Here is a 17,373-nt window from a genome sequence, read left to right as displayed (position 1 = left end):
CTTTTGCGTTGGCCTTCCACCGCGACCAATTCGTACTATATCTATTCATTCTCCAGACCCCTGCTTTTTCAAGGAAATTCAAATTTGATAAATCTCCTTGTTGAATGTTGACTCCATCAGGATTCAGCATCGGGATAAACCAGATGCTCACTTCATCCAATAAACCTGAAGGAAACCCGCCTATTGGCTTGCCCGCTTGATAGGCTGCTGCATAGTCTTTTAGCATAGTAATCAACAGGATAGAGCTTAGCCATTCTCGCCCATGATGTGAGCCTACTAGTAAGATGGATTTTTTCCCTTTCCCTAACTTGACTGCTTTTATATATTTTCCTTTTTCCGTTTTTCCAATTTTTTGGACTTCAAATTTATACTGATCCTGAATTTCTTGTAGGTCCTTTTCCATTTGTCCAGGTGAATACACCTGTTCTGCGCGTGGTGCTTCAGGAAAAAAAAGAAGACCAATCAATACTATTAAGATTATCTTTTTCATGTTCTCACCTTTTATTTTTATTCAGGTAAAAAGCAACAACCGCGGCCCGTATACATCGCCACTTATTGTAAGTAAATGTTCTACCCAATCTGAACAAAATACAAATAGCTCCTAAGGAGGAGAACTACATGAAAATTGCGGATTATGATCAGGCTTTGTTTCACACACACCGCTCTGATTGGGACAGCCTGTTAGTATTAATGGTTCGTACGAAAGATCACTTTCTTTCGAAAAAAATAGAACATTTTTTACACGCCTATCGGTTTGAGCATGATTATCAAATTATTCAATCTCAACTGTATGCACTGCTTCGTTATTTGGATCATGCGGCAGAAAAGACAAGTGATTATTTAAGTGAACTCCCAAGCTAAAATCAACAATAGTTTTTGCAAAACGGGAAAATATATACAAGAAGATTAATTTCATGAGGATTTAACTGTGGCTGGTGAAAACCTAAAAAACAAGGGTCAGGTATTTTTATACCTGACCCTCATCCATTATTTTTTCATTGTTGCATAAGCAGTTGCATACATTTTAAGTTCTTCAATTAAGGCCTCGACAAGTAACGCAGGCTCTTCAGTTAAACCGTCATTCTCATAATCGAAGCAATGCGGATCAAGCACTAATTGTTTTGAAATCACATTTGCATATAGGCTGCGGCCCACTGTTCTCATAGAATTTAACGCATTAATCCCACCTTTACCACCGCCTGATACAGCTAGTAAAGCAACTGGTTTGTGTGTAAATTGATCACTGCTTAGAAAATCCAATGCATTTTTCAAAGCACCACTCATCGAACCATGATATTCCGGAGATGTCAAAATCACTCCATCCGCTTCTTCAATACTTTTACGAAAATCTTGAATTACATTCAATTGATATTGCTCACCTTCACCTGAATATAAAGGAATCTCACTGTTACTTAAATCGATTAGTTCTGCTCCATATTGCTTGGAAATGAAGCGAGAGGCAATCCCTGTACGCCCTTGTTTACGTGGTGATCCATTAATGATGACTAATTTCATGTATAATACTCCTCMATTGTTTCTATTTGAATATTTCACCCATGTTACTCTCTTTTTCAGTATATCAAAACCCGCTAAAAATTTCCTTGAATTAGAGACATTTATTCCACTAAACGTATTCCAACTTCATCTAAAAAACAACTTTACGCAAAAAAACGAAGGACCTGAAGCCCTTCGTATACATTCATCTGTTTATCACTTTAGACTAATGCTTCAATTTTCACCATAAAGTCTGCTATAACAGCTGATAATTTAGCTTCTGATTCCGCCATCGTCTTGCCTTGGACACCGAAATAAAATTTAATTTTCGGTTCTGTACCTGAAGGACGAAGGCATACCCATGTCCCATCTTTAAGGAAGTATTTCAATACGTTTGATTTCGGAAGCTCAATTAGCTCTTCACTATTTGAAGTTAGTGAATGCTTTTTGCTGCTCTGATAGTCTTCCTCGACGACTACTTGGATGCCTGCGATTTGCGTTGGCGGGTTCTGACGGAATTGATCCAATATTCCTTGAATCTGTTTCGCTCCCTCAATTCCTTTTAACGTTAATGAACGCAACCCTTCCAGATAGAAGCCATATTTTTCAAAGACGTTCAATAAACCTTCATAAAGAGTCAATCCCTGCTTTTTGTAATAAGCACAGACTTCGACAGCAAGCACTGCTGCTTGAATAGCATCTTTATCACGAGCAAAATCCTTAATTAAATATCCGTAGCTTTCTTCATACCCGAACAAAAAGCTGTGTTCGCCACTTTTATTATATTGATTTATTTTCTCAGCAATGAATTTAAATCCGGTAAGTACATCCATCGTCTTTAAGCCATAGGACTCTGCAATTGTCCGCCCGATTTCTGAAGTCACAATAGTTTTTAAGACAATTCCATTTTTAGGTATCGTACCTTTTTCTTTTTTCTGAGCTAGTAAATAATCTAGAAAAAGCGCACCTGTTTGATTTCCAGTCAGAACGACATATTTGCCCGATTTGTTCTTCACGGCAATACCAAGTCGGTCAGCATCTGGGTCTGTCGCAATCAATAAGTCCGCTTCGACTTTATTTCCAAGCTCGATGGCCAATTCAAATGCCGCAGGTTCCTCCGGATTTGGCGATTTGACTGTTGAAAAGTCTGGATCCGGTAATTCCTGTTCCTTAACGATATGGACGTTTTGATAACCTAAGCTCTGCAGGGCACGTCGGACTGATTTATTTGCCGTTCCGTGAAGTGGGGTAAAGACTAGTGATACATCTATTTCCTCAGCAAGCTGTGGATTTTCAGGAACTGTGAGCAACTCTTTATTATAAGCTGCATCCAGTTCTTCCCCGATTATTTCTATAAGCCCTTGCTCTTTAAGATCTTTAGCATCTTTAATTTGTATTTCAAGTTCATTTTCAATGGCATTCACGTAGCTAATCACTTGGTCAGCAGCTTCCGGAGGTAACTGTGCTCCATCTGATCCATAAACCTTGTAACCATTATATTCAGGTGGATTATGACTCGCTGTGATGACAATTCCAGCAAATGCATTTAGCTTGCGAACAGCAAATGACAATTCTGGAGTTGGGCGTAATTCATCGAATAAATAAGCCTTTACGCCAAATGTAGCCAAGGTTTTAGCTGCTTCGAGTGCAAATTCCGGAGACTTATGTCTTGAATCATAAGCAATGACAGCACCTCTCCCTTTTGCCTCTTCCCCGAACGTTGAAATATATTGAGCCAATCCAGCCGTAGCCTTTCTTACAGTATAAATATTCATTCGGTTGGTTCCTGCTCCAATTTCTCCACGCATACCGCCTGTTCCAAATTCTAAATTCTTATAAAAGGCATCTTCGAGTTTAGCTTCATCCTGTTGCATTTCCTCAAGCAGGACACGTAATTCCCCATTTAAATTCTGATACCCTGCCCAAGTGGTGTATACTGATTTCCAGTCCATCTCTGACATCCCCTCTCAACGACCTTTTTTTAAAAACTTTTATGTATCTGTTTCTATAACAAAATTATCACATTTTTCCCAATAAATGAAGTAAAGGCTCGTAATAAAAAAAGCCACATCGAGCGTGGCTTTTTCATCACGAGCTACTTTAAATCTTTATTTTTCACCTTTTTGATAATGTAGTTTGTAAATATCATGACGTCTATCTTTTAATTGTCTTACGGTACCCGATTGTCGCTCACGTCTTAATATCTCTAAATCAACATCGCCAATCAGAACCATCTCAAGATTCGGGCTCGTTTCCCCAACAATCCCGTCACGTGCAAATTCAAAATCCGACGGGGCGAAAATCCCTGATTGTGCATATTGGATATCCATATTTTCCGTTTGCGGCAGATTCCCGACAGTCCCAGAAATAACCGTATAAATTTGGTTTTCCACTGCACGGGCCTGAGCACAATAGCGAACACGCAGATAACCTTGTCGGTCTTCCGTACAAAATGGCGTAAAAATAATCTTGGCCCCCATATCAGTCGCAATCCGAGCAAGTTCCGGGAACTCAATATCATAACAAATTTGAATGGCGATCTTTCCACAGTCTGTATCAAAGACGCGTACACGGTCACCAGCATTGATGCCCCACCATTTTCTTTCATTCGGTGTAATATGAATTTTATATTGCTTTTCAATCGTCCCATCACGGCGGAATAAATAGGCTATATTATAGATATTATCATCGTCTTCTTTAACGAAATGAGAACCGCCAATTATATTGACGTTATACCTTACAGCTAAAGTGGTAAACAATTCAATATACTGTTCCGTGAAATCCGACAGTTTCCGTACTGCCAAGCTTGGTGATCTTTCATTTAAGAAAGACATCAGCTGGGTCGTGAACAATTCCGGGAATACGGCGAAATCCGCATTAGCATCCGAAGCAACGTCGGTGAAATACTCGACTTGGTTAGCGAAGTCTTCGAATGAATCGATTTTACGCAACATGTATTGCACGACGCAGATACGTACCGGTTCAGATGTTTTATAATAACGTTTTGTTTTCGGCTGATAATCAACGTTATTCCACTCCATGAGTGTAGCATATTTATTGGATTGCAAATCATCAGGCAAATAATTAGGATTTATCCTCATGAGCGTGAAGCCATTTAAAAGCTGGAACGATAGAACCGGATCATATATTTTATGTAATTGCACTTCTTTCACATATTCTCTAGGTAGCAATTCCTCCGCATGTTTATGGTAATTAGGAATCCTGCCGCCAATAATGATGCTTTTTAAGTTCAAATGGGCAACAAGTTCTTTTCTTGAATCATATAGTCTTTGACCAATTTTCATCCTGCGGAATTTAGGATGGACCATGACCTCGATTCCATATAAATTATAACCGTCCGGATTATGATTCGTGATGTATCCATTATCGGTTACATCATCCCATGTATGGCGATCATCATATTCGTCAAAATTAATAATGAGGCTAGAACATGATCCAATCACTTTTCCATCATATTCAGCTACAAATTGTCCTTCTGGAAAAATTTCCAGATGACTTTCAAGCTGATCGCGCTTCCATGGATCCATTCCAGGAAAGCAACTAGATTGTAAAGCAATTATTTCATCAATGTCCCCTAGCCTCATGTTACGTATTTCCATTATTTTTTCATATTTATGCAGGTCCAAATTAGGCATTTTCCTCAAACTCCTTTAATCTCTTCCATAAGAATTATACCCCTTATTCAAAAATTAAAACAACTGAACCTTCTCCAACCTATTCAATACTTCCTAGATAAAGTATGACTTTTCTTCCTTTCGGAAGCATATAGATAACATCTTTATTTTTTATTACCTTTCTTACTGCCAATTCACGTACTGGGTAGCCTTATCGTACCATCATTACTCCTGTTAAATTATGTTTAATTACCTATTATCTGTTAAGCTAACAGCCACTCTTTTAAAGTTTTTAATTCTTCCCGCGACCAAATCTATTCTGTACCCCCATAAAAAGAATATATATTTTACAGACCGCATCCATACATACTATAATTTTTATAAGAGAAAAAAGAGATGGGGAAGAGGATCGATGAACAATACAAAACGCAGCGGGGAGAATATATTATTTGTAGCCTGGGCTGCTTCCATCATTGCTATGCTTGGAAGTTTATATTTTTCTGAGATTAAGCAATATGAACCATGTATGCTTTGTTGGTATCAGCGGATTATCATGTATCCTTTTACAATCATTTTAGGAATTGCAATCATTCGAAAAGATTATTGGATCAGCTTCTATAGCATGATATTATCTGCAATTGGAGCATTTATTTCAACTTATCATTATTTAATACAAAAGGTATCATTTTTTTCCGAACATACCCTAGCATGCGGAAGGGTTCCCTGTACAGGACAATATATTAACGTTTTTGGTTTTATTACCATCCCGTTTCTAGCTTTAGCTGCATTTGTCATTATTTTCATATGCAGTTACATCGTATGGACAAGATCCAAGGAGGTTGCAGCTTAATGAAGAAAATGGTTATATTTTTAGTGATAATCGTCGCGCTTTTTGTCATTCTAGGCGTTTTGACAAACTTAAAAAAAGAAGAAAAATCAAAAGGAAATCCGTATGGCAAAGAGCATCTTAAATCCGCCACCGTCGATCAATTGGATGACCCAAATTATCAAAATCTGATCCTTCCCGAAGAATTAGAGAATGACCTTCAAGATAAAGAAGAAATGACTGTTTATTTTTATAGCCCTACGTGCTCTCACTGTCAAAAAACTACACCTATCGTAGCTCCGTTGGCTGAAGAAATGGGTATCGATCTCGTTCAATACAATTTATTGGAGTTTGAACAAGGCTGGAGCGATTATGGCATCAAAAGCACACCGACAATTGTTCACTTTAAAAACGGAAAAGAACAAGAACGTATAGTTGGCTATAACGAAGAACAAACCTTCAAAAAATGGTTTGAGGACAATGATATTAATTAAGGATAGAAAAAAAATGAGTCGGCTATAACGGGAAAAGTATTTCCGTTATAGCCGGCTCATTTTTAATGTTTTATACTAAATATTGATTCGCCACCTGAATATCCATCATTTGCATATCTTTACTTGCTTCATGGTTTATACGTGTAAAATGGTCATAATAAAAAGGGAAAAAGATTCCGCATTCATTCAATAGAGTAATGTTATGTTGAAATAATTCTTCAAATTTAGATTCAATTATAAAAGAATCCTCTATCTTCTTTTTGTCTAGAATGGACAAGAGGACTTGAAGGCATGCCATTACTTGAAATGCGTCTCTTAGTGTTGCAAAGTAGGTAAATGTACTTTTATTCGGCTGCAAAACGCCTATCTCCCGAAAATGAATAATTTCATTTTCTGTAAAGTATTTAGGAAATACAGATTTGTAAAAACGTGCAACGAGACTCGCAATTTCTTGCTCTTGTTCTTCGGTTGAAGAAAAGACCGTCTTCACTAAAAAAACCACCTTTTTTAGATCCATTAGACCTATCTAATAGTATGTATATTCTAGGACAAGCGATTTCTTTCCCTCTAGAATAACATAAATATTGTAAAAAAAACGTGGTAATTTTCGCCACTGAATTCTAAACAATAGGTCTAATGTTACTAATTTTACTTTTATTCGTAATCATTATATATTTTTTTCAATTAATTACAATCATATAAGTCGAAAGTAGGAATTATATTGGGACATTTTCATATAACAAACCAAATATTATCAATTGAAGTACTTCAAAGTTGGAATGGATTAACATTAGATAAGCTTTTTAAGGACCACTGGAAGGCGCCAAAGAAATTGGTGCATGAGTGGAGAATGAGTAAAGAAGTAAAATTGAACGGAAATACTGTTTCATGGACAACTACTCTATCCGAAGGCGATACGATTAGCATTCCTTTAATGAATGCTGAAAATGAAACCGTTAAAGCTGTAGATTTAGGGATTTCTATCTTATATGAAGATGACTTATTATTGATTGCCAATAAACCGGCAGGAATGGATACCCACCCTTCTCAACCCGGCGATACACATACGCTCATCAATGGTGTAGCGTACCACCTTCATAACACCTGCCAAACCTGTATGATTAAGCATATTCATAGGCTTGATAAAAATACCACCGGAGCCGTTCTTTTTGCCAAAGATCGCCTCACTGGGTCTATGTTGGATAGAATGCTGGAAGAAAGAAAAATCAAACGAACATATGTCGCTTTAGTTGAAGGAATCATCCAAAAGAATGAAGGTAAAATCAACGAAAAAATTGGTAGAGACCGCCATCATGCTACTAGACGAAGGGTTTCACCTACTGGCCAGGTGGCTGTTACCCATTTTCAAGTGCTTAAGCGGGATTCGAAGAAAAACTTAACGCTTGTGAGTTGCACTTTGGAAAGCGGCCGCACCCACCAAATCAGGGTGCACTTTAGCCACTTAAATCATCCCTTGGCTGGTGATACCTTGTACGGCGGAAAAAATACCTTTCCACGGCAAGCCCTTCATGCTCGAAAAATTGAATTTATCCATCCAATTTCCGAAGAAAAAATGATAATAGAAGCACCTTTCTTAGATAAGTCCGGGATATTTGAGACTCTCTAATATACAAAAAAAGCTGACTCCAGATAAGTAGGAGTCAGTTTTTTTAAAATTTTATCATTATAAGCAGCCGTTTCTAAAGCTGTATAGTAAGGATTATGAATCAAAAAAACAAGCTGGCCTCTTGAGCCAGCTTTTATTGTGATATTTAAGAAGCTTTTCTCATGCCTTTTAAAATCAAGCTTAATATGAAGACAAATACGATTGCTCCAATTAATGCAGGAATAATAGCGAAATCTGCTACTGAAGGTCCCCAGTTCCCAAGAATTAATGAACCTAACCATGCACCAACAAAACCAGCGATGATGTTACCAATGATACCAAATGGTACGTCACGTCCTACTATCATACCTGCTAACCAACCGATAATACCTCCGATAATTAATGACCATAAAAATCCCATAATATATTTCCTCCTTAAGTAGTTGTATTTTTATACCAGACAGTATATTTTCCTGTTCTACAGCAGACTCCAAGAAATCTCATCACTTCCAAATATTCATGCCCTGTTCAATTCATTAACCTTTACACTCAAATGGTATGATGCCGATTATGCACAATATCTAATGAATGTGAATGCTTTAGTTAGTGGGAAAAGTTAGCTAGCTATTGACCCTGAGGAACTGATTGGACACTCCTCAATGTTAGTGTGTTTTTCTTTTTGTTTGCCGCTGTACTCATTATTTTCCCCGTTAAAATAATCTAAAACCTCATTTTTTTTAAAAATATTTGGTAAAGAAAAAATGATTATTAGACTTATGAAAAGGGTATACACTATGCTGCACTTTTGTCACATTCATATTATAAGCAGTATCTAGCTCAAATATGTTATAACGAAAAAAAGATGCCCCGAAATTACTGGGACACCCTCATATCATTTTCAGTTCTCTTTAAAGTCTATATCATCAATCATTAAAACAAAATTTCATCCGGATTGCTTCCAAATCGTTCATTTTTGTTTAAGGCATCAATTTGATTCATTTCGTTAAGACTCAATGAAAAGTCAAACACTTGTGCATTTTCCTCGATACGGGACGGCGTAATCGATTTAGGGATAACGACAATTTCATGTTGGAGATGCCATCTAATTAATACTTGAGCAGAGCTTTTTCCATGCTTCTTTGCAATATGATTGATAGTCGGTTCTTCTATTAAGCTCCCCCTACCTAGCGGGCTCCATGCTTCTACCTTGATATCATGCTTTTCGCAGTAATCACGAATTTCAACTTGAGTCAAAAGTGGATGTAATTCTATTTGGTTTACGACAGGTTTTATTTCACTGTTCGCTAATAATTTTTCTAAATGGTGGACATGGAAATTACTTACACCGATTGATTTCACTTTTCCTTCATTGTAAAGCTTCTCTAACGCCTTCCACGTTTCCAGGTATTTGTCTTTTCCTGGCCAGTGAATTAAGTATAAATCTAAATATTCCAAACCAAGGCGTTTCAAACTATCATCAAATGCCTGAAGGGTCGTTTCATACCCTTGATCAGTATTCCACACTTTAGATGTGATGAACAATTCTTCACGCGATATTCCGCTTTCTCTAATAGCCTGTCCTACACCTTCTTCATTTTCATAAACGGCAGCCGTATCAATTGAACGGTATCCTACTTCGATTGCTTTCTTGACAGACTCAACCGTTTCACTGCCATTTTTCACTTTAAATACACCGAAACCTACCTGCGGCATTTTTACTCCATTATGTAAAGTAATCGTTTCCTCTATACTTGATATCATTTGCCAATCCCCCTTACCTTTTATTTACCAACTATATCATCGTCCTACCTTTTATTTCTAACCATAAGCCTCGGAATTTAAAGGTTTATTAAATGACTCCACAAACATTTTATCCAAAATTTTCAATTTAAAGTGAAAATTTATCATTTAATCCTTCATTAAGTTAAATATTTTGTAAAAAAATGACGAAATATCTATGCTAATAGATAAGAAATTAGTTACAATTGAATAGTCCGTCCGTAAACCAAGAAAAAGAAGAAGGTGCCATCTTTAAAGAATAATCAAACGTAAAACTTCCATTCTAATAATGTGGAGTTGCAAAGTTGTCCAACGCCCATTCATTGGTCACTATCTAAATTTTCTCATTACATACTTGAATATTAAGGGAGTCTTCCATGTATGAATACTATATTCATCTTAACCGCGCTAATTATTATCTTTGCTTTGATCTTTGACTTTATCAATGGATTTCATGATACAGCCAATGCTATTGCAACAGCCGTATCAACTAAGGCGCTTAAACCACGTCATGCGATCATTTTGGCTGCGGTCATGAATTTATTAGGAGCGCTGACATTCACTGGTGTAGCACATACCATTACGAAGGATATTGTTGATCCTTTCACATTAAACAATGGCTCATATGTAATCCTCGCTGCTCTACTTTCTGCAATAACATGGAATTTAATCACATGGTATTTTGGTATTCCAAGCAGTTCTTCCCATGCTATTATTGGTTCTATAGCGGGAGCTGCCATTGTGGCTGGAGGTTTCGATACGATTAAATGGAGTGGATTCACCAAAATCGTCCAAGCATTAATTTTATCTCCGATTCTTGCCTTTACACTTGGATTTATTGTGTACAGCATCTTTAAGGTAATTTTCAAAAATAATAATTTAGGAAAGACTAACAAGCGATTCAGGAGAATACAAATTCTTACAGCTGCCATTCAGTCTTATACACACGGAACAAATGATGCTCAAAAATCCATGGGTATCATCACTATGGCTTTAATGGCTAACGGATATGCCTCTAGCTCTGATGTCCCCTTTTGGGTGCAATTATCGTGCGCAATCGCAATGGCGCTTGGTACCTCAATCGGTGGTTGGAAGATCATTAAAACGGTGGGCGGTAAGATCATGAAAATACGTCCAGTAAATGGGGTCGCTGCCGATATGACCGGTGCAGCGATAATTTTCGGTGCTACATTCCTGCATATGCCGGTCAGTACGACACATGTCATCTCATCATCTATACTTGGGGTAGGTTCTGCACACCGTATCAAAGGTGTAAAATGGGGAACAGCTAAAAGTATGTTAATCACTTGGTTCATAACCTTGCCGATTTCTGCTTCTTTAGCAGGATTGATTTATTATCTAATTGCTTTATTTTTATAAAACCTTAAGCCTTTCCATATCGGAAAGGTTTTTTCTACTGATTTAGTCCTTTTAAGTGTAATTGATTCCCTTTTTTTACTTATCCTTGTTTTCGATTGTAAAGTTTTATTAAGATTTTGTAAATTTTCGTCGAAAAACCTTTCCTGATACCACATGAATTCGTTACAATCAACTTGTTAATACTAAGCGTATAATAATTTTACGTAAAATTTGCATGACTAATTGGGAGGCTTAACATGGCTTTTAAATCTAAAAAAGACAAATTCGCAGTAATGCTTTTTAACATCGCTCAAAACCTTAAAGAAGGTGCTGACTATTTCGCGGATTATAAACTGAAGAATATCTCCGATCTAAAAGTATTTTCAGATACTATGAAAGATTATGAGCATAAAGGCGATTCAATGGTTCATAACGTAATTAAAGAACTAAACAATGCCTTCATCACTCCTATCGAACGTGAGGATATCCTAGAATTAACCATGAGAATGGATGATGTCATAGACGGTTTGGAACACTGCGCCGCATTATTCGAAATGTACTCCATCGTCAATGCTGATGAGTATATGCTTAAATTTGTGGATGCAATTAAAGAGTGTACGTATGAGATTGAAATAGCTGTCGATACACTTTCCACAAAAAAATTACCAATGATTCGTGAAAATGCAATTAAAATTAAAGACCTTGAATCTGTTTGTGACGGAATCCAACGTCAATCAATCAAAAACTTGTTTACGGTTGAAAAGGATCCAATCAGAATCATTCAATATAAAGAAATATACGAAAGCCTTGAAGAGATCGCTGATCACTGTCAAGCTGTGGCCAATACACTTGAAACAATCATAATGAAAAACGCCTAAGGAGTACCCCCATAAATGGATACTTTATTAATTTTAACTATATTAATCGTTTTCTTTGCTTTAGCATTTGACTTCATCAATGGTTTCCATGATACAGCAAATGCAATTGCTACAGCTGTTTCAACAAAGGCCATGAAACCTCGGCATGCCATTGTCATGGCAGCCATCATGAACTTCGTCGGAGCTATGACGTTTACAGGCGTAGCGAAGACCATAACTAAGGATATTGTGGATCCGTTCACGCTTCCAAATGGTTCATATGTAATCTTGKCAGCTTTACTTGCCGCTATTATATGGAACCTCCTTACATGGTATTACGGGATACCAAGCAGTTCATCCCACGCATTGATTGGTTCGATTGCAGGTGCCGCCATTGCAGCAGCTGGTTTCGCCGGTATTAAATGGGAAGGATTTTTGAAAATTCTTCAAGCTTTGATTTTCTCCCCTATAATTGCTTTTGTAATTGGATTTATCGTATACAGCATCTTTAAAGTTATATTTAAAAATAATAACCTGACAAAAACAAACCAGAGATTCCGTACTATACAGATTGCAACTGCAGCTCTACAATCGTATACCCACGGAACGAATGACGCCCAAAAAGCCATGGGGATCATTACAATGGCCCTTATTGCAAACGGGTATGCAACAAGTACTGACATCCCCTTCTGGGTTCAATTTTCCTGTGCGTTAGCAATGGGACTTGGGACTTCTGTTGGCGGATGGAAAATCATTAAAACCGTTGGCGGCAAGATTATGAAGATCCGCCCTGTCAATGGTGTTGCTGCGGATTTAACAGGAGCCTTAATCATTTTTGGCGCGACCGTGATACACATGCCAGTTAGTACAACACATGTTATTTCTTCTTCGATTCTTGGAGTTGGTTCAGCCCACCGTGTTAAGGGCGTAAAATGGGGAACGGCAAGAAGAATGATTGTTACCTGGTTCATTACCATTCCTATCTCAGCAACATTAGCAGGTTTGCTTTACCTATTGATTAATTTCCTATTCTAAAATAAAAAAATCCCTTCCGGTTTCCATCGGTAGGGATTTTCTGTTTCTCCCGTAAAAAACATGGATATAATTCTATGCTAAATCATGAATAATCGTTTAAAATTTAAAGTAAAAGGAATCTTTTAAGCGAGGGGCAAAATAATAATGAAGGAATTCACAAATAGAGATATTTTTAAAGACCTTTATGGAGATATGATGGAGTTTGCGGATAGAATCAGTTCCGTCTTAGGCTGTCCCATTACAATTGAGGACGGAAACCATCGCCTGCTTGCTTATAGTACGCATGATGATACAACCGACCAAGCACGCATCATGACCATTATCGGAAGGCGCGTTCCTGAAAAAGTCATCAACAGCTTATGGAAAGATGGGTTTATCCCGGCTTTATTGAAAGAGGACGTTCCTATTAAAATTGGGGCTATCAATGATGTCGGTCTCGGTAATCGAGCGGCAGTCTCTATTAGGAAAAATAATGAAGTCCTTGGCTTCATTTGGGCCTTGGAAGTGAATCAACCTTTCTCCGAAGAAGATATGGACTTTCTTCAATTTGCTGCAAAAGAAGCGAAAAACCAGTTGCAGCAATTACAATTAAAAAAGAAAAGGAAAGAAGCAGGTCATCAGGAGTTTCTTTGGCGTATGTTAACTGGACATTACCAAGAAGAATCAGAAATAATAGAAAATTTCACGAAGTTTTCTATCCAAGTTCCTGTTGTTTTTTCCATATTAGTATTCGAATTCCCTAAAGAGATCAATCGCGAAGTAGAACGCTACATTTCCTATATGTTAACGACTACTCAAAAGATAAACAGGTTCTTATTTGCCATTGACCATAACAAGCTCATTCTTTTTGCGGGATCGGRCCAAGAAAATTGCCCTTCTTTTACCACATCCATTTATGATTTCATTCCTTTCTTCATATTAGAAATGAAACGGCGTTTTGGTGTTGAACATATCCTTGGTACTTCAGGTAATATGTATAAAAACTTAATGGATGTAAAATCAAGCTATGAAGAAGCTCAATATACCTTAAAAATGAAAAATATTTTTCCTCATGATATGAAGCTTATTTTACATTATGAAGAGCTGGGCATGTTTCAAATGATTGAAACTCTTGCAAACAACAAACAACGTCACGCTCATCCTTCTATTTTGAAGCTAAGAGCTTATGACTTGAAAAACCAAACAGAATTACTGCAAACACTTACTGTCTATTTAGAGAAAGACTGCAATCCAAATGAAGCTTCAAGAAATCTTCATATCCATGTGAATACCTTAAATTACCGTTTAAAACGGATTACAGAAGTAGGAAATATTCGTTTAAAAGATCCGATTCAAAAAATGTCTCTATTTCTAGATATAAAACTTTATGAATTTGACAAATTTCACAAGAAAAATTGAAATATTCCATCAACATATGGAAAAAATAAATAAATGGAAAGGTTGGTTAAATGAATCTAGAATCGAATGAAGAACTTGAGAAAGAATTAAAAATCATTGAAAAATGGGAAAAAGACCAGAATGGGTTATGGTTTTGGGAACGAATTGGACGTCTCCCCTTCAAACTTTTAGACAAGCTAACACCGGACTTCATACAGAAAAAGCTTGGTGTCATGCTCGATGAAATCGGTAGCTATATTCAAACCGGAGGACAATATTTAACAAAGGAATCCAATATTCTAAATCAGCTGCAGGCCAAGAATCCTGAACTGAATGTTTCCTCCATAGAAGATGTTTCAAAACTTCCCCTTCATATTATGGACAGTGTTAGTCAAGAGATTAAAAATTCCGGAAGTAAATTGGCCACAGTTCAGGGTGCTACTACCGGCATAGGTGGAATCTTCACCTTAGCTATTGACATCCCCTTGCTTCTTGGTATGTCAATCAAGACACTTCAGGAAATTGCTCTCTCTTACGGCTACAATCCACGAGACCGTCAGGAGCGTATTTTCATCGTCAAATGCCTACAATTTACTACATCAGATGTTGTCGGAAAAAAGGCACTGTTAAAGGAATTGTCGAATATGCACCTTCCCGAATCTGAATCCAAAAGAGAACTTGCTTCTGAATTGCAAGGATGGCGGGAAGTTGTTTATACATATCGTGATCAGTTTGGTTGGAAAAAGCTTCTGCAAATGGTACCTGTTGCTGGAATAATCTTTGGTGCCTTTACCAATCGCTCTATGATCGCTGATATGGCCGATACGGGAATAATGCTATATAAGAAAAGAAGGATTTTGGAGCGAATGCACGAACCGGTTGCAAAAAATTAAGATTTCAGCGTAATGTTTTCTCACGTTAACTATCTAAACTAAGCACTTAACCCTGGCAAGTCCATGATTATTGATACTGCGTTTGTGGAATTCCACAAATACACCTTTTTCCTTTTTCTGATTTCCACATACTAACTGTTTCTTTTTCCCATTATACTTGTGATACAAATAGTAAAACAAATTATTGGAGGGATTAAGATGAGAATAGGAATTCCGAAAGAGATTAAAAACAACGAAAACCGTGTAGCTATCACTCCAGCTGGGGTTGTAGCATTAGTCAATGCGGGACATGAAGTATTAATCGAAATGAACGCAGGATTAGGAAGCAGTTTTACAAATGAATCATATCAAGAAGCTGGAGCTGTTATAGTCGAGGACGCTGCTAGCGTTTGGGCAAGCACAGAAATGATCATGAAGGTAAAAGAACCTATCTCATCTGAATATAAATATTTCCGTAAAGATTTAATTCTTTTCACATATCTGCATCTTGCAGCTGAACCAGCTCTTGCACAGGCTCTAAAAGAAAGCGGTGTCTTGGCTATTGCTTATGAAACGGTTGCAGTAAACCGTACACTTCCTTTATTGACACCAATGAGTGAAGTGGCTGGACGTATGGCAGCGCAAATCGGTGCTCAGTTCCTTGAAAAAAATAACGGTGGTAAAGGAATTCTATTAAGCGGAGTTCCTGGAGTTAAACGTGGTAAAGTCGCTGTCGTCGGCGGCGGTATGGTTGGAACAAATGCAGCTAAAATCGCCATTGGATTAGGCGCAGATGTTACCATTCTTGACTTAAGTCCTGATCGCCTTCGTCAATTGGATGATATTTTCGGAAATGAACTAACTACACTCATTTCAAATCCTTATAATATAGCTGAAGCAGTCAAAGAAGCTGATTTAGTGATCGGTGCAGTTCTGATTCCAGGTGCTAAAGCTCCTAAGCTCGTTACTGAAGAAATGGTTAAATCAATGTCTCCAGGTTCAGTCATTGTCGATGTTGCTATCGACCAAGGCGGTATCTTTGAAACGGTTGACCACATAACAACACATGATAACCCTACTTATGTTAAACATGGAGTAGTTCATTACGCGGTAGCAAATATGCCAGGAGCAGTGCCTCAAACATCTACAGTTGCCTTAACGAACGTAACTGTACCTTTCGCACTGCAAATTGCCAACAAAGGCGCCATCAAAGCAATCCTTGAAAACGATGCCCTTGCAAAAGGCGTCAATGTAGCCAATGGAGAAATCACGTTCGAAGCAGTTGCATCAGACCTAGGCTACAACTATGTTAGTGTTGAAAATGCTTTAAATCCAAATAATATTAACGCATAATAATAAGGAGACTCCAAAGACGTTCATCGCGTCTGGAGTCTTTTTTATTGCACTTAATCGGGAATCTTCCCGCTACAGTTACTATGACTTTAGTAAAAACCTAATAACTCGGCTACTGGCTTTTTCTGCTGATTCTATATTATATTTAGGAGAAAACGGGTCACTAAAACCGTGAAAACCATTAAATGTATGTATCTCGATATTCTCTTTATCTAGATGTAAAACTAACTCGTCTACATCAACCGATCGTTCTTCTTGAGGAAAGATCAGCAATGTAGGGCATTTTGGTGCTTTTTCTAAATAATCCCTTATGCGGGAGCCATAATATCCTACTATTCCATCAACAAATATCTCCTCACTACATAACCAAGCAATTGTCGCCCCTATACTAAATCCAATGATGAATATTTTTGAGTATTCCTCATTAGCTTCCAATATTATCTTTTTTATTTTGTTCGATGCCTTAGTAAAACCTACATTATCCATAAAATTAAGATATGCTTCTTTTTCTTGCACATAAGCAAATGGTTCTTCCCGTTGCAAAAAGTTTGGACAAATGACATCAAAGTTCTGTTTTGATAATAACTCACAAAAATCCTTCATATGTTGATTAACCCCGTAAATTTCATGCAGTACAATGATTACTTTATTAGTATTTTTTGTTTGTATCTTGAACATCTTGTACC

The 17,373-nt window shown here is 37.3% G+C and carries 18 protein-coding genes; 10 read left to right on the top strand and 8 right to left on the bottom strand.

Features of this window, described 5'->3' with window-relative positions:
• Positions 1-490 (bottom strand): M14 family zinc carboxypeptidase (locus tag AC1DUW_RS11400; RefSeq protein ID WP_477642553.1); only part of this gene is annotated, 490 nt, incomplete at its 3' end.
• 128 nt (positions 491-618) lie between these two features.
• Here AC1DUW_RS11400 and AC1DUW_RS11395 point away from each other — a divergent pair.
• Positions 619-861, top strand: a complete 243-nt coding sequence (locus AC1DUW_RS11395) for a YhdB family protein (RefSeq protein ID WP_053344726.1) — start codon at positions 619-621, stop codon at positions 859-861.
• Between the two features lie 126 nt (positions 862-987).
• Here AC1DUW_RS11395 and AC1DUW_RS11390 read toward each other — a convergent pair whose 3' ends face one another.
• From AC1DUW_RS11390 to AC1DUW_RS11380, 3 genes are all read right to left on the bottom strand, one after another.
• The gene (locus AC1DUW_RS11390; protein WP_053344725.1) at positions 988-1,515 is read right to left on the bottom strand and encodes an NADPH-dependent FMN reductase; all 528 of its coding nucleotides are present in this window, start codon (positions 1,513-1,515) and stop codon (positions 988-990) included.
• A gap of 200 nt (positions 1,516-1,715) precedes the next feature.
• The gene (locus AC1DUW_RS11385; RefSeq protein ID WP_477642552.1) at positions 1,716-3,446 is read right to left on the bottom strand and encodes a phospho-sugar mutase; all 1,731 of its coding nucleotides are present in this window, start codon (positions 3,444-3,446) and stop codon (positions 1,716-1,718) included.
• Positions 3,447-3,602: 156 nt separating this feature from the next.
• Positions 3,603-5,150 (bottom strand): bifunctional GNAT family N-acetyltransferase/carbon-nitrogen hydrolase family protein, encoded by a 1,548-nt coding sequence (locus AC1DUW_RS11380; RefSeq protein WP_053344722.1) that lies wholly within the window; start codon positions 5,148-5,150, stop codon positions 3,603-3,605.
• 391 nt (positions 5,151-5,541) lie between these two features.
• Here AC1DUW_RS11380 and AC1DUW_RS11375 point away from each other — a divergent pair, with 391 nt between their 5' ends.
• Positions 5,542-5,979, top strand: coding sequence for a disulfide oxidoreductase (locus AC1DUW_RS11375; RefSeq protein ID WP_053344721.1), 438 nt, complete (start codon positions 5,542-5,544; stop codon positions 5,977-5,979).
• Positions 5,979-6,449, top strand: a complete 471-nt coding sequence (locus tag AC1DUW_RS11370) for a thioredoxin family protein (protein WP_053344720.1) — start codon at positions 5,979-5,981, stop codon at positions 6,447-6,449. Before AC1DUW_RS11375 ends, AC1DUW_RS11370 begins: the two co-directional genes overlap by 1 nt.
• Before the next feature lie 70 nt (positions 6,450-6,519).
• Here the strand turns inward: AC1DUW_RS11370 and AC1DUW_RS11365 are convergent, their stop codons facing one another.
• The gene (locus AC1DUW_RS11365) at positions 6,520-6,939 is read right to left on the bottom strand and encodes a DUF5365 family protein (protein WP_057219441.1); all 420 of its coding nucleotides are present in this window, start codon (positions 6,937-6,939) and stop codon (positions 6,520-6,522) included.
• A 231-nt stretch (positions 6,940-7,170) separates the two neighbouring features.
• On the opposite strand from AC1DUW_RS11365, the gene AC1DUW_RS11360 reads away from it, so the two are divergent.
• Entirely contained in the window at positions 7,171-8,076 is a 906-nt protein-coding gene (locus tag AC1DUW_RS11360) for an RluA family pseudouridine synthase (RefSeq protein ID WP_236694865.1), read from the top strand.
• Positions 8,077-8,221: 145 nt separating this feature from the next.
• On the opposite strand, the gene AC1DUW_RS11355 is transcribed toward AC1DUW_RS11360, so the two are convergent.
• Positions 8,222-8,476 carry a GlsB/YeaQ/YmgE family stress response membrane protein gene (locus AC1DUW_RS11355; RefSeq protein WP_170946860.1) on the bottom strand — a complete coding sequence of 85 codons (255 nt, stop codon included), beginning with the start codon at positions 8,474-8,476 and terminating at the stop codon, positions 8,222-8,224.
• Between the two features lie 509 nt (positions 8,477-8,985).
• The gene (locus tag AC1DUW_RS11350) at positions 8,986-9,816 is read right to left on the bottom strand and encodes an aldo/keto reductase (protein WP_053344718.1); all 831 of its coding nucleotides are present in this window, start codon (positions 9,814-9,816) and stop codon (positions 8,986-8,988) included.
• A gap of 399 nt (positions 9,817-10,215) precedes the next feature.
• On the opposite strand from AC1DUW_RS11350, the gene AC1DUW_RS11345 reads away from it, so the two are divergent.
• From AC1DUW_RS11345 to ald, 6 genes are all read left to right on the top strand, one after another.
• Positions 10,216-11,214 carry an inorganic phosphate transporter gene (locus AC1DUW_RS11345; protein WP_053344717.1) on the top strand — a complete coding sequence of 333 codons (999 nt, stop codon included), beginning with the start codon at positions 10,216-10,218 and terminating at the stop codon, positions 11,212-11,214.
• A gap of 236 nt (positions 11,215-11,450) precedes the next feature.
• The gene (locus tag AC1DUW_RS11340) at positions 11,451-12,071 is read left to right on the top strand and encodes a DUF47 domain-containing protein (protein WP_053344716.1); all 621 of its coding nucleotides are present in this window, start codon (positions 11,451-11,453) and stop codon (positions 12,069-12,071) included.
• A 15-nt stretch (positions 12,072-12,086) separates the two neighbouring features.
• Entirely contained in the window at positions 12,087-13,085 is a 999-nt protein-coding gene (locus tag AC1DUW_RS11335; protein ID WP_477642551.1) for an inorganic phosphate transporter, read from the top strand.
• A gap of 144 nt (positions 13,086-13,229) precedes the next feature.
• On the top strand, positions 13,230-14,483 hold the full coding sequence (locus AC1DUW_RS11330) for a PucR family transcriptional regulator (RefSeq protein WP_477642550.1): 1,254 nt from the start codon (positions 13,230-13,232) through the stop codon (positions 14,481-14,483).
• 50 nt (positions 14,484-14,533) lie between these two features.
• Entirely contained in the window at positions 14,534-15,355 is an 822-nt protein-coding gene (locus tag AC1DUW_RS11325; RefSeq protein WP_056530982.1) for an EcsC family protein, read from the top strand.
• 198 nt (positions 15,356-15,553) lie between these two features.
• The gene (gene ald / locus AC1DUW_RS11320) at positions 15,554-16,687 is read left to right on the top strand and encodes an alanine dehydrogenase (RefSeq protein ID WP_053344712.1); all 1,134 of its coding nucleotides are present in this window, start codon (positions 15,554-15,556) and stop codon (positions 16,685-16,687) included.
• A gap of 81 nt (positions 16,688-16,768) precedes the next feature.
• On the opposite strand, the gene AC1DUW_RS11315 is transcribed toward ald, so the two are convergent.
• Positions 16,769-17,365 (bottom strand): dienelactone hydrolase family protein, encoded by a 597-nt coding sequence (locus tag AC1DUW_RS11315; RefSeq protein WP_477642554.1) that lies wholly within the window; start codon positions 17,363-17,365, stop codon positions 16,769-16,771.
• Between the last annotated feature and the right edge of the window lie 8 nt (positions 17,366-17,373).

Source organism: Peribacillus sp. P4_C12, assembly GCF_056402095.1.
This window is presented reverse-complemented; position numbering and strand designations above follow the sequence as displayed.

Excerpts from the sequence above, each read along its gene's own strand:
- AC1DUW_RS11395 (WP_053344726.1), top strand. The coding sequence starts at position 619 with ATGAAAATTGCGGATTATGATCAGGCTTTGTTTCACACACACCGCTCT.
- AC1DUW_RS11390 (WP_053344725.1), bottom strand. The coding sequence starts at position 1,515 with ATGAAATTAGTCATCATTAATGGATCACCACGTAAACAAGGGCGTACA.
- AC1DUW_RS11385 (WP_477642552.1), bottom strand. The coding sequence starts at position 3,446 with ATGGACTGGAAATCAGTATACACCACTTGGGCAGGGTATCAGAATTTA.
- AC1DUW_RS11380 (WP_053344722.1), bottom strand. The coding sequence starts at position 5,150 with ATGCCTAATTTGGACCTGCATAAATATGAAAAAATAATGGAAATACGT.
- AC1DUW_RS11375 (WP_053344721.1), top strand. The coding sequence starts at position 5,542 with ATGAACAATACAAAACGCAGCGGGGAGAATATATTATTTGTAGCCTGG.
- AC1DUW_RS11370 (WP_053344720.1), top strand. The coding sequence starts at position 5,979 with ATGAAGAAAATGGTTATATTTTTAGTGATAATCGTCGCGCTTTTTGTC.
- AC1DUW_RS11355 (WP_170946860.1), bottom strand. The coding sequence starts at position 8,476 with ATGGGATTTTTATGGTCATTAATTATCGGAGGTATTATCGGTTGGTTA.
- AC1DUW_RS11350 (WP_053344718.1), bottom strand. The coding sequence starts at position 9,816 with ATGATATCAAGTATAGAGGAAACGATTACTTTACATAATGGAGTAAAA.
- AC1DUW_RS11345 (WP_053344717.1), top strand. The coding sequence starts at position 10,216 with ATGAATACTATATTCATCTTAACCGCGCTAATTATTATCTTTGCTTTG.
- AC1DUW_RS11340 (WP_053344716.1), top strand. The coding sequence starts at position 11,451 with ATGGCTTTTAAATCTAAAAAAGACAAATTCGCAGTAATGCTTTTTAAC.
- AC1DUW_RS11325 (WP_056530982.1), top strand. The coding sequence starts at position 14,534 with ATGAATCTAGAATCGAATGAAGAACTTGAGAAAGAATTAAAAATCATT.
- ald (WP_053344712.1), top strand. The coding sequence starts at position 15,554 with ATGAGAATAGGAATTCCGAAAGAGATTAAAAACAACGAAAACCGTGTA.
- AC1DUW_RS11315 (WP_477642554.1), bottom strand. The coding sequence starts at position 17,365 with ATGTTCAAGATACAAACAAAAAATACTAATAAAGTAATCATTGTACTG.